This is a genomic window from Acetivibrio clariflavus DSM 19732 (assembly GCF_000237085.1).
In the GTDB taxonomy this organism is placed as follows: Bacteria; Bacillota; Clostridia; order Acetivibrionales; family Acetivibrionaceae; genus Acetivibrio; species Acetivibrio clariflavus.
In genome coordinates, this window is sequence record NC_016627.1 from 3,719,498 (window position 1) to 3,734,258 (window position 14,761).

The 14,761-nt window shown below is 32.9% G+C and carries 12 protein-coding genes and 1 pseudogene; 2 read left to right on the top strand and 11 right to left on the bottom strand.

The genetic code is table 11. The features are described 5' to 3' along the window. Positions 1–107: 107 nt before the first annotated feature. From tnpC to CLOCL_RS22250, 10 genes and pseudogenes are all read right to left on the bottom strand, one after another. Positions 108–1,677, bottom strand: a pseudogene (gene tnpC / locus CLOCL_RS15550) (IS66 family transposase). 64 nt (positions 1,678–1,741) lie between these two features. Then, entirely contained in the window at positions 1,742–2,095 is a 354-nt protein-coding gene (tnpB, locus tag CLOCL_RS15555) for an IS66 family insertion sequence element accessory protein TnpB (RefSeq protein WP_014253715.1), read from the bottom strand. Then, positions 2,092–2,445, bottom strand: a complete 354-nt coding sequence (gene tnpA / locus CLOCL_RS15560; protein ID WP_014254782.1) for an IS66 family insertion sequence element accessory protein TnpA — start codon at positions 2,443–2,445, stop codon at positions 2,092–2,094. Before tnpA ends, tnpB begins: the two co-directional genes overlap by 4 nt. A 461-nt stretch (positions 2,446–2,906) precedes the next feature. Continuing rightward, positions 2,907–4,124, bottom strand: a complete 1,218-nt coding sequence (locus tag CLOCL_RS15565) for an IS256-like element ISCcl1 family transposase (protein ID WP_014256234.1) — start codon at positions 4,122–4,124, stop codon at positions 2,907–2,909. 122 nt (positions 4,125–4,246) lie between these two features. Next, positions 4,247–5,617, bottom strand: a complete 1,371-nt coding sequence (locus tag CLOCL_RS15570; RefSeq protein ID WP_014256235.1) for a tetratricopeptide repeat protein — start codon at positions 5,615–5,617, stop codon at positions 4,247–4,249. A 264-nt stretch (positions 5,618–5,881) separates the two neighbouring features. Further along, a complete protein-coding gene (locus CLOCL_RS15575) occupies positions 5,882–7,222 on the bottom strand; it encodes an ABC transporter permease family protein (protein WP_014256236.1) in 1,341 nt (446 codons plus the stop codon). Between the two features lie 44 nt (positions 7,223–7,266). Continuing rightward, on the bottom strand, positions 7,267–8,445 hold the full coding sequence (locus tag CLOCL_RS15580; RefSeq protein ID WP_014256237.1) for an FtsX-like permease family protein: 1,179 nt from the start codon (positions 8,443–8,445) through the stop codon (positions 7,267–7,269). After that, positions 8,435–9,103 carry an ABC transporter ATP-binding protein gene (locus tag CLOCL_RS15585; RefSeq protein WP_014256238.1) on the bottom strand — a complete coding sequence of 223 codons (669 nt, stop codon included), beginning with the start codon at positions 9,101–9,103 and terminating at the stop codon, positions 8,435–8,437. The genes CLOCL_RS15580 and CLOCL_RS15585 overlap by 11 nt, the downstream gene beginning before the upstream one ends. Position 9,104: 1 nt before the next feature. After that, positions 9,105–9,632 (bottom strand): hypothetical protein, encoded by a 528-nt coding sequence (locus CLOCL_RS15590; protein WP_014256239.1) that lies wholly within the window; start codon positions 9,630–9,632, stop codon positions 9,105–9,107. Positions 9,633–9,764: 132 nt separating this feature from the next. Continuing rightward, the gene (locus tag CLOCL_RS22250) at positions 9,765–9,998 is read right to left on the bottom strand and encodes a hypothetical protein (RefSeq protein ID WP_169313384.1); all 234 of its coding nucleotides are present in this window, start codon (positions 9,996–9,998) and stop codon (positions 9,765–9,767) included. A gap of 1,190 nt (positions 9,999–11,188) precedes the next feature. Between CLOCL_RS22250 and CLOCL_RS15600 the strand changes: the two genes are divergently transcribed. Then, positions 11,189–12,013, top strand: a complete 825-nt coding sequence (locus CLOCL_RS15600; protein ID WP_014256242.1) for a copper amine oxidase N-terminal domain-containing protein — start codon at positions 11,189–11,191, stop codon at positions 12,011–12,013. A gap of 228 nt (positions 12,014–12,241) precedes the next feature. Then, positions 12,242–13,015 (top strand): helix-turn-helix domain-containing protein, encoded by a 774-nt coding sequence (locus tag CLOCL_RS15605; protein WP_014256243.1) that lies wholly within the window; start codon positions 12,242–12,244, stop codon positions 13,013–13,015. Positions 13,016–13,204: 189 nt separating this feature from the next. On the opposite strand, the gene CLOCL_RS15610 is transcribed toward CLOCL_RS15605, so the two are convergent. Beyond that, positions 13,205–14,653, bottom strand: coding sequence for an IS91 family transposase (locus CLOCL_RS15610; protein WP_014256244.1), 1,449 nt, complete (start codon positions 14,651–14,653; stop codon positions 13,205–13,207). Between the last annotated feature and the right edge of the window lie 108 nt (positions 14,654–14,761).

The window sequence follows — 14,761 nt, forward strand, 5'->3', positions numbered from 1 at the left end:
CGTTCATTTTACCCTTGACAATCTCAAGGCGGACTTTTATAATCGTCAAGGCGAAATTGAAAGTAATTTAAAGCAATTCTATAAAACATTGTGCTATTTTTTCATGTTTAGTTTACAAAGCCATATTTCTCAGGCTCTGTTCTTTTGGATTGCGGTATAAACACCTTAGCAGGTATTTTCATGCTACCAGGCAGAAAATCAGCAAATGTGCTCACATAACCAGGCTTCCCTAGATTAGGGGCTTGACTAAATATCCATGACAAATATTCAAAAGGATTCAATCCATTCTCTTTTGCTGTTTCAACAAGACTGTAATACACCGCGCTCGTTCTCGCACCACCTGGCGTATTACTGAAAAGCCAATTCTTCCGTCCGATTACGAAAGGCTTTATACTTCGCTCTGCACGGTTATTTGATATCTCCAATCGTCCATCCAGTATATACCTCTCAAGATATTTTCGCTGGGACTGCGCATATTGTACTGCTTTACCCAGATGGGTTTTGGGTAGTACATTTAATTTTCTTATCCAATCATAAAATTCATCTATGATAGGCTTTGATTGCTTCTCTCGTTCTTTTAACCGGGTTTCCGGGCATAGCAATGCAAACTGTTTCTCTAAATGAAACAGTTTATCACAATATGTTACTCCCTTTGCTGCATTAGATGTTGCTTGCTTTTCTTTGGGCAGGGCTTCCATCGCTTCAAAAAACTTTCGCCGTACATGGGCCCAACAACCTATTACAGTAATTTTTTCGGGCAGCTTGTAATACCCGTTATATCCGTCTGCATGTAAATATCCACTAAATTCTTTTAGAAATTCCTCCGGATGTATATGTTTTCTGTCCGGCTGGTAGTCATAAAGTATTATCTGATGTTTTGCCTCCCCGCTCGTTCGGTACAGCCACATGTAACTCTTCGACTGTGCCGCCTTCCCTGGTTCTTTTAGCACCTGTACCACTGTTTCATCTGCATGCAGTACCTCATGCTCACACAGCCGTTTCTTCATCTCCTCATATATCGGTTCCAGCCAATTCTCACAGGCTTTTATCAACCAATTTGACATTGTCTGCCTTGATATCTCAATGCCATTTTGTTTCCATTCCTGCTCCTGACGATATAAGGGAGACCCCATCATGAATTTTTGTGTAGCTATATGGGCAATTGTCTCAGGAGATGCAAAACTTCCCTTTATGACCGGTTCCGGTATATCTGCCTTTACAATGGAAGTATGGTCGGATGTTTTTTCACAGTTCCGGCATGAATAAACATGCCTAATATGACGCACTATTACCGCTTTTGCCGGAATAATCTTCAACTCATCACGAGTTTCCTTTCCCATTGTATGCAATTCACTACCGCATTCCGGGCAAATACATTCCTTTTCGGGTAACTTGTGCTCTATTACCTCCACCGGTATATCTTCAGGAAGTTTATCTGTTGTTAGACGTGTTCTCTTACGGTAATAGCTAAATTATGAGTCTCTTCCTCTTCATTATTAAAAAGATTGATTTGCTCAATCTTTGTTTGTTCGCCAAGATAACACCGAATTGTTTACGCTTTGAAAGGCGTATTTGTTCCATGAACCATTGGACTTGCTGTTCCAACTCGGCAATCCTGCGATCCTTTTCTTCAATTATACCAAGTAATTTTTCTACTGAAATTTCTTGTCTCTTCATGGGATAATATTACCATAAAAATTACATTAAATCCAGCTTTTTGATCCTTTTTTTGAATTTCTTCTTACGAAATTTGACGCTCTAAAACTTCCTTTCTCCTGAGCTTTTTCTCTAATCTGGCACTATCAATAAGACAAGCTAATTCGTTTACATCAAGAAGCATTGTGGTTGAATCTTCTTCTGTTGGCCAGCGAAATCGCCCTCGTTCTAGCCTCTTAAAGTACAGCCAAAACCCATCTCCATCCCATTCAAGGATTTTTATCCTGTTTCTATTTCTGTTACAGAACACAAACAGTGCATTCATAAACGGATCAAGTGAGAAACTTTCTTGTACCAGTGTTATTAATCCGTTGATAGATTTCCTCATATCCGTTAATCTTCCGCAAAGATACACTGGTTTTTCATTCCATCTTATCATAACGACATCAACACCTGGCAAACTTTTTTCAATAATTCTAAGTCTGTTTCCGTATTTACAGTGACATTACAGCCATTAATTTTAATTTCCAGTGTAGCTTTTGCAGGGTACACCGGTTTCGATGCAAGCTGCATCCATCCACTTGGTACTTCGATTTTGGATTCTTTTACTTCTTCAACTACTGTACACTTTGCTTCACTGACTTTCTTTTGCCAATAGTAGTATGTAGCTTTGCTTACTCCATTCGTTCGGCAAAACTCTTTGATACTTTGCCCACTTTCAAGCCGGTTTTGTATTAATTGTGCCCACCTAGATAATTGTTGTTCAGTTGTTACTTTTTCCATGTCCATACAATCACTCCGTTTATTCTTTTTTACAGTGATTGTATCAACTATGCAACCATTTTACTATGTGATGATCTATTTGACGGTTACAAAATAGATGCAATTGGTAATGTTTGCAAATATCAAAAATTTGGAGGGGTTGTGCCTATAACCCCTAGATGCAAAAAAATCCCCCAAACTTTATGTAAAATAGGGAGTATAAATAATTCTGTGTATCGGAATTTATGTAATCCTTCTTTAGCAAGTACATTCAAGTTGACAAGGTTTACAGAATGTGACTCTATATTACCTTTATATTGTATATTATTGCCGGATTTATTAAGTTTTATACATAAACTTGATTAATTCTGGCAATAATTATTCATAATGGGTATTATTTGTGTTTTGAGCCCATGTTTTTAATTTTGTGAGGTCTAGCCCGTCCGGCAATGAGGACGAGCCCTTTAGGGCGGTGGGGGTGAATGCTTTTAAATATAGCTTTCCAACCTACCCTCGTATTGAATCATCAATTCGCTAAGCACTCTATCCCAGTTTTTATAACGCTGTGTCCATTTCTTCACTACATTCATTGATGCTAAATACAACATTTTTTCTAGTGAACTGTCTGTTGGGAATATTGATTTTGATTTTGTTACCTTACGGAACTGACGATGCAGTCCTTCAATTATATTTGTAGTATAAATTATTCTTCTTATTTCTTCTGTAAATTTGAAAAACGGGCTTATTACCTCCCAGTTATTTTCCCAACTACGTATTGCATAAGGATATTCCTTTCCCCACTTATCTTTAAGCTCATATAGCTTATCTAATGCCACTTCCTCATTAATGGCATGATATACTTCTTTGAAATCATTACTAAAAGCCTTTAGGTCTTTATATGGCACGTATTTAAAGGAATTTCTCAGTTGATGTATTATGCAGCGCTGTACTTCAGCTTTTGGATATGCAGCATTTATCGCTTCCTTAAGTCCGGTAAGTCCATCAACACAGAAGATTAAAACATCCTGTATTCCTCTGTTTTTAAGGTCATTTAGCACTCCAAGCCAAAATTTCGAGGATTCATTCTCACCAATCCATATACCTAAGATATCTTTATATCCATCAATAGTAACACCTAGAACTACATAAGCTGCCCGGTTTACTACTCTTCCATTATCCCTAACCTTATAATGAATTGCATCCATAAAGATAAAAGAGTATATAGGCTCAAGCGGCCTTTGTTGCCATTCCTTAATTTCTGGAGCAATTCTATCAGTAATCTTACTAACCATCTCAGCCGACAGGCTAAATCCATAAAGATCTTCAATTTGTTGACTGATATCCCTTGTAGACATTCCTCTTGCATATAGAGCTATAACTTTTTCTTCAATTCCAGAAACATCACGCTGATATTTAGGGATGATTTTTGGTTTAAACTCTCCTTTGCGATCTCTTGGTACTTGTATATCAACTTCTCCAAATTCACTTTTTATGGTCTTTGGAGTATAACCGTTACGACTATTGTCGGTATTCTTACTTTCAATATCATCTTTGGCATACCCTAATTTTGCTTCAAGTTCTGCCTCAAGCAGCTCCTGAATAATATCTTTAAAAATGTCCTTTAGATAAGCATTTACATCGGATACACTTTTGAAATTATTTTCCCGAACTAATTGTTTTACATGTTCTTTCGATAGTGTTGACATAAAATTCTCCTCCTTAGCATTTTCTTTTATTAATTCTTGCCAAGAAGGAGAACACTTACTCATCCATACACAAAATTTTTTACAGCCTCGTAAAATAGCTTGAGGGATAATAGATTTTTGTCTTAAGTAATAATATAAGAAAATGTCACAACAGGTTCTGAATTACTGTCTGTGTTGTAATGTAGCCTTTTAAAGGTGTCCTTTAAGCCGCCTTTCATGTAATCCTTTCTTTCATAATAGAATTCCAGAATTTCATTAAATTCAGGATTAATTTCTACTTCTTCACTTGCAATAGAATGGGCAATTTCCTCCGCCGACCTTAGATCTGGCTCTGATTTATCCACTTGTTTTGTCTCGGGATTTACCTTTACTGAACCGCCTTCCCAAGGGAATATATAAGTCTGGCTCATAAAGCCGCAAATATCAGGTGTTATCAATGAATTATCCAACCAATTGTGATTAAGTGCAAACGTCACAGTGTTGCCTCTAATATTAACAAGTTCTGGATAATCATTAAATTCACTTGTATCTCCCGCGACAATTAAACCATTTTGTACCGGTGTATTTCTAATGTATTGTATGCAATCCACACCCAATATCTTTGAAATTGCTTTGCTAAGAATTTCAGAGTTTCGACTTGGCAGAATATATACTGTTGTCGGAACCTTATCTAGTTTTATAAGGTATTTCTCTAGTTTGCTTATGACCAGCTTTACTTCTTTATATGAACCGAATTTAGCTACATATCGGCCTCCTGCAACCTGTAAAGCATTTTCAGCTACGCTGTTGTCAAAATAATCGAGAATAGCACTGCCGTACTGAATGTAATGCCAAATTCGAATTATATATTCTGGATTTTGTACTGTTTTATATCTATTCAGACATTCTTCTAATTTATCAATTGCAGCAAAAACAGCTGCTATATTTTTATCTTGCATATTTAATCTATCTTTAAATTGTTTTTTTGTATTGCTGATAAATTCCTCAATTCCATCGGGCTGACTTGATAACAGTGAGCACCAATGCAGTTGGCACAAAGCCCAAAAATTATTGTCTAAATTAATTTGCTTTAATAATTCCATTCCCTTTTCAGGGAGAAATTGTGCAGTATATGCAATTGCTAACTCCATAGCCACACCGAGAGAATTGTTTGACAATGCTAACGAACGTTGGAGAAAAGGAATTGCCATTCGATAATTTCCGACCCCTGTGAAATGATATCCTAAATTATAAAAAGGTTTGTAATTGTTAAAATCTTCAAGGGCTTTTTTGAACAAATCTGCTTCTGTTTTTCCACCTAACTTTTCAAGTGCCAAAACAGCCAATTCATAAGTTGGCATAAAATTAGGGTCAACATTAAAAGCAAACATCTGCAATCTTAATGATTCTCTATAATCACCTTTTTCAAAAGCTTTTTTCGCTGCAAGATAGTTCGTACTTGCTGGGGACTCATTATTTTCTTTTTCGCCAAAAACCTTATCAAATGTATCCATATATTTCTCCTCTTTGTCATATTTCAAATTTTCACTCTCAAACTATAATTAGTTATCCAACCAATTCTTTATTAATTTTACTGTCATATAAAGTGATTGTATTACTACTATGTTATTTTATATATAACCTATTATATATAACCGGCTTCTAGAAAGTAAACAGTTAATTAAGCATCCTATAAAATATTGTAGATGTCTATTTCGAATAAAACAAGGGGAGTATAATAATATCACGTTACAGGGATTTGTAATTAATAATGTTATTTATTGTTTGAGTATTATGCAAATTTCTTTTCGTTGATTCCATCTCAGTAAGATCATTGATATAGAAATAATTCCAATGCTAAACAGTAAAAACATAGGAAATACAGCTTCTAGCAATTGATTTAACGTTATAGGTACTCCAACAGCAATTATATTGATTAAACAGTAGTTTAAAATAACTAAAAATAATCCGGATATGGGGACTATAAACAACATTGAAACTAACAAAAGTAATAGAAGTTCAATAAATAAAATCGTAAATATGGTTTGGCGTTTAACGCCAATTGCTCTCACCATTGCATAATATTTAGAGTTAGAACTGATATAGTTATATAAAACACTAAATAAACTAAGAGACATCGCAAGGATAACAAATATTGATAAAATTAACATTACATACATGACAATAGATTTCAACTGTGATATAAAAAATATTTGTTCTGCTAAATCGGCATCATAAGAAACTAGATTTTCTATATTTTTTTGACGAAGAGATTGCAATACAGTTAAACTGTTTGAAAAATCATCTACAGGTGCATATGCAAACAATGATTTAGACTTAAATTTCGCAAAGTCACTTAAATCACCACAAATTAATATATGTGGGGTTAAAGAGTATGTGCTAATGCGGTATAACTTTTCATTTATAACTCCTACTAAGAGGAAGTCTTTTATATAAGGTATACCATCTATAGCAAAAGTGATTCTTTTTCCTATAAGGGCATTATAATCAGTTACCCCAAAACGTGAAAGCATATAATCTGAAATCATAATTTCTTTTGGATTTTGCATTTCGGTACCGGACACTATTAACTTGGACTTTGGAAAATGATATAAAAACTCTTGCAAATCGTTATTGTTGATTGTTTTACCTTCATTTAAGTAAAGTTTTACCTCAAATTTTACTGTAGTATTATTGCTGTTAGTAAAATTAAATGATTTATCATCTATCCCCGGATAGGTATTTTGACCGGCTATCAGGGTAACCCGATTTATGTTTATATATGCATTTTCTTCATTTCCACTACTATATGGCACATCTACTATAGTTGAATATGATGGTGTTCCAATTTGCGGAATTTCTAATACCTTTTGCAATAATTCTTTTTCAGTATAATTCATATTTCCGTTTGAATTTAGAGGCACATTGATAACCACGGCATTAGAAGAAGCCTCGCCTTGAGTAATACTATTATAATAACTTTGAAATCCCTGCACAACCAAAACTGTAGTGAGAATAATTGTAAAAATAAAGAGTATTCCTTTTATCATAAGTAAAGAATATTTAGTTTTACAAAAAACATTATAGCAAGCTAGATGAAAGCATTTTGAAAGTTTCATAAACTCCTAAGTCCTTTATTTAAATTTTCTACTATTTTTCGTAATTACTCGCAACGCAGAAGTTCGTTTATATTAATTCCCTTTATAGTTTTGCTAACTTTTTTTATAGCAAACAGAATACACAGTTGCAATAAAAAAATAATTAATATAAGTGATATAAAGGGAAATCTTACTTGTACGTTTTGGAACAAAAATACTTTATTTATATAGGCTTCAATTTTGTATTGTACAAAATAAGAAAGTGCACTAGAAAAAATAGTAGTTACTAATAAAATAACTTCAGAAATACAAAATAAGATCATTAATACATCACCATGTGACATCCCTATAGCTTGACACATTGCAAAAAAAGTGGTACGGCGATTATAGTATAAAATTAATAGATGAAAAAGTATCCCCGATAAAGCAGTTAATAAAATTATAGTTGATATATAAAAGGCAACATACATCATTTGTGTTGAACGTATTGTCTGCTCGCTATAAAGGCATGGTATATCCAATTTCCGAAGCATGTTTATCAGAGAATAAATATCACGAAATCTTAAGGGGCTGACAGTTATTTGTAATTTACTGTCTGCATTATTGAAATTAAAGATATTGTAAATTTCTTCCGAAATATAATAATCACTAAAAGCCGTATTACTTGTGAATAGCCCTTGAACATATATCGGAACACTATTTTTGTGTTCGGATACAATAAAGTGAAGTTTATTTCCGCTATCAATTCCAAAGGCTTTCGCCATAGAGCTTGATATCCAAATTGGCAAAGCATCTTCAGTATTTTGTGAGTTTGGAGCAAATTCACCGCTAAGAATATTATTTGAAATAAATAGAGCAACTTGGTTGTTTGGTTGATAATCTTTCAATAAGACTCCACCGCTAAAAGTAGTAAAAGAACTACTGTCCCGAGTAGTTTCATTTTGAGATAAACCAAGTCTTGTAGGGTCAAATTCATAACCCTTAACTTTGCATTCGTAAAGCCTCATAGGTATTACCTTTGCGATTTGTTCAAGATCGCTTGTTTTTTCGATTGATATAATTATATTATCTGTTCCTATTTTTTGCATGGTTGATGCAATTTTATCCGTAAGAAATAAGGCCGAATCTAGAAAAGTGATTGAAACAGAAAGCAAAAGAATAAAAATGGTCATGTAAAAAACAAATAATAGAAAATTTGCCCTTATTTCTTGTACAGCTAATATAAAATAGTTTTTAATTTTCATCGCTAATTATTTTACCATCCTTCATTGTGATAATGCGATTGGCTTTTTTTGCATCTTCAATATCATGGGTTACCATAATAATTGTTACACCTTTTTGGTTGAGGACTTGAAAAATTTCCATAATTACTTGGGTATTTTCAGAGTCTAAATTTCCACAAGGTTCATCTGCCAATAACAAGCTCGGATTATTAGCTAAAGCCCTTGCAATACATACACGTTGCTTTTCGCCACCTGATAATGTACTGGTTTTTGAGTGTAGTTTATTCAACATTCCTACTTGTTCAAGACATGTTTCTACTCTTTCTCGACGCTTGTTGGATGGCATGTTTGCAATCAATAGAGGTATCTCCACGTTCTTATAAACTGAATAATTATGATCAAGATAAAATGATTGAAAAATATATCCAAGTTTTTCGCATCTGATTCTGGCAAGTTGCGATTCAACCATATTAGAAGAATCTATGCCATCAATAAAAATGTTCCCGGAGGTCGGTTTGTCGATTAATCCAATTAGATTTAATAATGTCGATTTGCCGCTTCCTGACTTTCCTATTATTGAAACAAACTCTCCTGTTTTTACATGCAATGAAACGTTATTAACAGCGACGAATGAAGTACCGGCCTTAAACTCTTTGAAAACATTTTGGCATAGAACCATATTAATCACCTTTTTTATTTCCGGAGTATTTAAATTCCATATTACCGCAAGACAAAGTCTTACTTGCAACATCAAAGCACAGTTGCAGCCCATAAGAACCTGTTTCGGGATTGGGAACCTCGTAATAATATTGATTTTCCTTCTCGTTATATCTAATGTCTTTTATCTTGGAGTACTTTCCGTCAAAAACTTCTTTAAAATTCATTTTAGCAATATATTCTTTTTGTAATTCTTCAAACTCATGCATATCAATTTTACGCTCAGTTTCTCTAATTTCGTCACGTACTAGTAAAAACGCAGCATTAACTTGCGGAGATTCGTAATTAACATTTTCACAGTAAACAGAATCTTCAGTCAGAACTATTAATGCCATGCTTCCATCGGCATTTTTGTATGTAAACTCGCCGTAAAGCGGTTCAGTATTTTTAAAAAATCCTGACATCATCAAAACAAGCATTGCTGTTATACTCAACACAAGAACCGAAAAAATGGGAATAATTATTTTTTTGGAAACTTTGGCTGTCTTCATTGATCTTACTCCTTTATAATTATTTATAATTATTTATAATTATTGTATAGTTTAGATTTATTGAAAAGAAAGTTGTAATCAAATTAATACTCAACTTTCTAAAAGACTATAAGATAGAAGAACCGTGTATTATTAGTCAAGTACTTCTATAATCATAACATCTCCACTTGTTTGACCAACTGCACTATGTAGTCCATCGGTGGTGTAAAAATAATAACCGCCTGTTATCTTATTCCAACGTCCTGTTTGTTTTGTACAAGTAAAATAACTACAACCGGATACCTCAAGTTTTCCATCTGAATATCTGGTTGCTGTTCCACAGCACTCTAATTTATTCCCATAAGCCTTTACTTTACAACCTGTCATAACTAAGCTTAAAGCAAGCAAAACAAATAGACAAATCAAAGCCCTAAAACTATTTGATTTTTTTTGACATTTTAGACTCCTCCAAAAGTTAAATTTAAATAAGTAGTTTGATATACAACTTTCTTTTCGATATGCATAATTTACAGTTAATGTGTAATTTTGTCAAGCTATGGTTAAAAATTAAATTTCGACAAAAAATGTATTGTTATCAAACTTTACTTATATAAACTAACTGTTAAATTTTCCTTCTTTTATATACTTTTTTATCTTATTCTGCTTTATCCTCTATACAAAGTAAGGTGTAAGATACTATAGAGTACTCCTTGTATATAAAATTGGCACTATTAGTGATACTTTTAGAGAAAAAATACCACTTAATAATAGCACATATTTTTTCTAATTTAAATGCAAAAAATTAAGCAATAGCGAAAACTGTTTTTTAGGAATTCTTTGCACAATAATAAGTAATCATATCAGAAGAAATAATGAAGAAATGGCTAATCGACAATTACAGAATATCGGTATAGATGGTCAATTTTGACGCATTGTTTTCAGTTTTTTTGGAACAATTGGTTTCCTGTCAAGCGTTTTTGATGATATGGAAACGGAAGATATCCAATTTCTTCTGTGTGGACTCAGAAAAGATGACCATAGCTATTATTTGCAAAAGTTTCTGGCAAATTTAGATGCTTTTGAAATAACAACATGGAAATATAAATTAATGCAGATATTATTGGCTGTTTCTATCCTTCCTTCGATTCTTTTTAGGAGAATAGATTTGCTAGGCATTTTCGGGATTATATTTGTTATAAATATGTTTATCAATGTGAAAAGCTAGAATAAGTATGATGCTCAACTTGACACTCTTTATAGTATTGGAGGATTGGTATTGATGGCAGAACGAATTACAGATAATGAAAATTTCTCATATGAGAGAACGTTTCAGGATTTGAAGAGTAAGGTTGCTTGCTTTAAAAAGATTTCACGCATTATTAGTATGATGAAAAGTAGAAAAGATACTTCTTTATAGGGAGAAATAGTCTTAATTAAGAGAGCTTCAAAGAACTTAGGTATAATAAAGGACTAATTTAATTGACATATATTTTTATTAGGTATATTCTAAATTGGAATAGATTGTTTTTATTTTCATATTTTACTTTGATGAATACTCAGAAAATGGAGGGATTGGCTTGAAAAAATTACTGTGCGGATTTATAATTGGTGGACTTGTATTTGGATTGGGAAACTCGTTTGCATCTACGATAGTAAAAAATATCACTGCGCATTATGGAGTAAACAAGATTATAATAAACGGTAAAGAAACTGTATCCCCGGATGAAGATCCTTTTATAAGCAATGGCAGAACATATGTGCCATTACGCTATATAAGTGAAAATATGGGATATAGAGTTAAGTGGGACGATGAAAACAAAAACGTATATATAGTAGAAGAGTCAGCAAAAGAAAAATATGTGTTGGCTTTGTTTGATGAGATGCTTGTGAATTTCAACAAAGCTGCCGCAAATGAAAAGAAGATTGTAGATATACTTAAGGATGAAGAATGGTCTTGGAAGAAGTTTTATACTATTGAGGGCGGTATGTCTATATTAAGATTTGAAGATGAGAGTGTTGATTTTAGAAAAGCTTCAAGAGATCTTATGGACTGGTTTGTTAATGATTGTAAAGAGGCAGATATACAAAGCAAAATCAGGATTATTGCTGAATCTGATTTACAGACCGACGGTGCAGCGACAGAAATGTACTATAGTTACATATGGGAGTTGTTTGATAAACATCCGGTAGATTTTATAAAAGTGTTAGCAGACAGTAGTAAGGTAAGTGAAGAAATTTATGAAGTCGTTGCCTATGGAGAAGAATTAACCTATGATTATTCCGATGAATTGGTAAATAAGAGGTTGGAAGTTTTAAAAGACTTATATAACAATGATTTGAGTGAAAAAGAAAGAGAAGTTGTCAATAAATTAATTGGTATTTTATTGATTGATAATTTTTGATCTTAATTTTGATTAGGACAATTATATTGTTGCATATTGTTTTATTTCTAAAGTACATAAAAATACAAAAATATATAATGCTTATAGAGTTATGGAAAAAGATAATGTACGAATTGATAGGTAATTGAGCCGATAAATTTTACTATTTATAAAGTAAAATTTAATATGGCAATTTTTATCAATCCTTAAAATAACAATTGGTGTATATTTATTTTAGGGAGGTTGCCTATGGACTACAAAGAGCATATTGCTAAAGCTGTTGAGTATATTGAGGAAAACTTAACTAATGAAATAGATTTAGCTGCTTGTGCAAAAGCTTGCGGTTATTCAAAATATTACTTCTTGCGTGCGTTTAAAGAAGTGGCGGGTATTACGCCAATCGATTATATACGAAAAAGGCGATTGAGTGAAATCGCCAAGCGGATATGTGAAGGTGATGAATATATTTCGGAAATTGCCTTTGCTTATGGATTTAATTCAAAAGAAAATTTTACTCGTGCCTTTAAAGATGAATATCATATTTTGCCGACAGAATACAAGCAAGTTCAAAACAGTTTAAAGCTATATGAACCCTTATCTTTTGATGAAATACCTTTTTCAGTAATACCGGAAATTATCAATATTCCTAGCTTTTCTCTTACTGTCTATAAAAGTGATGAAGATTACCCTCCAAATTTTTGGAATAAATATAACACCAAAAAGCTTTCATTTCGTTTGTCGGGAGGAAAAACTTGTGAAGACTTCGGTGTAAGTGCATGGAATAGTTCAGAAAATAAGCTCGATTATTATATTGGCATACGTACCGAGAAAGCATCAGGGGATGTTTGGGGTACAGAAGAAATTGTTATACCTGGTGGATTGTATGCTTTATTCCAGACACCCATCGCAACTCATGCGGATTTTGTTAATACTATTCAACGCACATGGGAGTATATCCGAAAGGTTTGGTTGCCGCAAAGCGGTTATAAGTATACCGGTGGGTATGAATTTGAGAATAGATAGGTATTTGCTTTTTTCATAATATCATATTAAATTCTGTTTTTCACTACTAAAATCAAAAATCATCCAAAACAATATACATTTGCTTCATTTTTAAATAATAATCCCAAAATAATATTATCTTTAAGTATTGAACCTCCTGCACAAAACAAAAAATAGCACTACAAACTTAAGGTTATAAGAATTTATTCTTTAAAACCAGTCCTCATATTTTGGCATTTCATCACAAGTTTCATAATCAGGAAAAACATTATTAGAATTGTGTTCTTCATAATTACCGTCTTTATTTTTGCCCATATTTTCATTACTTTTTTCATTGTTTCCAATTAGCAATGAATTGGCCAATATAAAATGTTCAAATTGTTGTGGTATTTTGAAATGATTAGGCGGATCATGATTCTGAATTCCCCAAAGCTTCAAATCTTTCAAAATCTTCTCGATAGTTTCTTCATCCTCTACAAACGAAATTATTCTCATTTTCCCATTGCAATATTTACATTTTAGAGGATCAACATTATAAACCTTTTGAATAAGTCTTGCCCAGTTTTTACGAAAAGCTTTTTTAGATAAATCACTACTTACAATTACAGGTACTTTATCATCTGTCTCAGCTTTTTTCCTTTGTCCTCTACTCTTATTTGAATAATAACCATAATATCTTACAAATTGCTCTCCCTTATTTGGGATATGAGTTACCAATCGTGCTAACCAATCCAAAGCATCAAAAGCTTGAATTTCTCTGCTATTTTTACCCTTGTAAATAATTTTCCCAACTTCATTTGAACTTTCTTCTGGTGGTATGTAAAACATTCTTTCCTGAGAAATTGGAGCACGAACTACATATTGAGCAAGTTTTTCAATACTCTCCTGTTCCTCTGCGTATATTGCCTCCCCACAATAAACATTAAATCCAGTATTTTCCCAACTAAGCATGTTATCTATAATAAATTGATTAATTTTCCCCTCTTTTTTGAGCATCTTTAGTACTTCTGACTGAAAAACCTTCTCAATATCTTTTCCTTGAGGTAATACTGATTTTATAAAATCTCCGTCCCCTTTAAAACAACCATCTGTTGCAATTACATGTAAATGAGGATTAAAGTTTAAAAAATCTCCAAATGTTTGTACAGCTATAACAACACCAGGAACTGAATCTTTATCTCCAGATGAACTTTTAAGATAATCACATAAGACTTTCCATGCACATCTTGATAGTTTTGCAAGTAGCTTTCTGTCATACATAAAATAGCATCTAAGTCTTTTGGGTATACTAAAGACCCACTGCCTGTGGGAAACTTCTTTTAAAACCTCAGTGTATAAAAACTCTCCAAATTCAACTACTCTTCTCTGATGACATGAAGGACAGAACGCCCTCCGTTTACATGAAAAAGGCAATAGATACTCCTTGTTACAATCTTCACACTTAACACGGGCAAACCCTAGATGCAAATTCCCACAATCAAGGTAATCATATATAACATCTAGAATATGGGTTCTCCAATAACCGTATGTATTTTGGTACCTATCATCCCACACTCTCTCCAAAACTTCAAAATTCTCTTCTACGCACCTATAATAATAATTTTTCCGTGGCTCTCTTGGAGAATATATCCCCTGATTATTCGAACTTTCATAAAGCATTAGTACTCACACTCTTAAAACATATATAGAACAAATGTTCTATATATGTTTTAACACAAATATTGTATTATGTAAATCTTTTTATCATAAAGTAGTAATAAAGAAGAT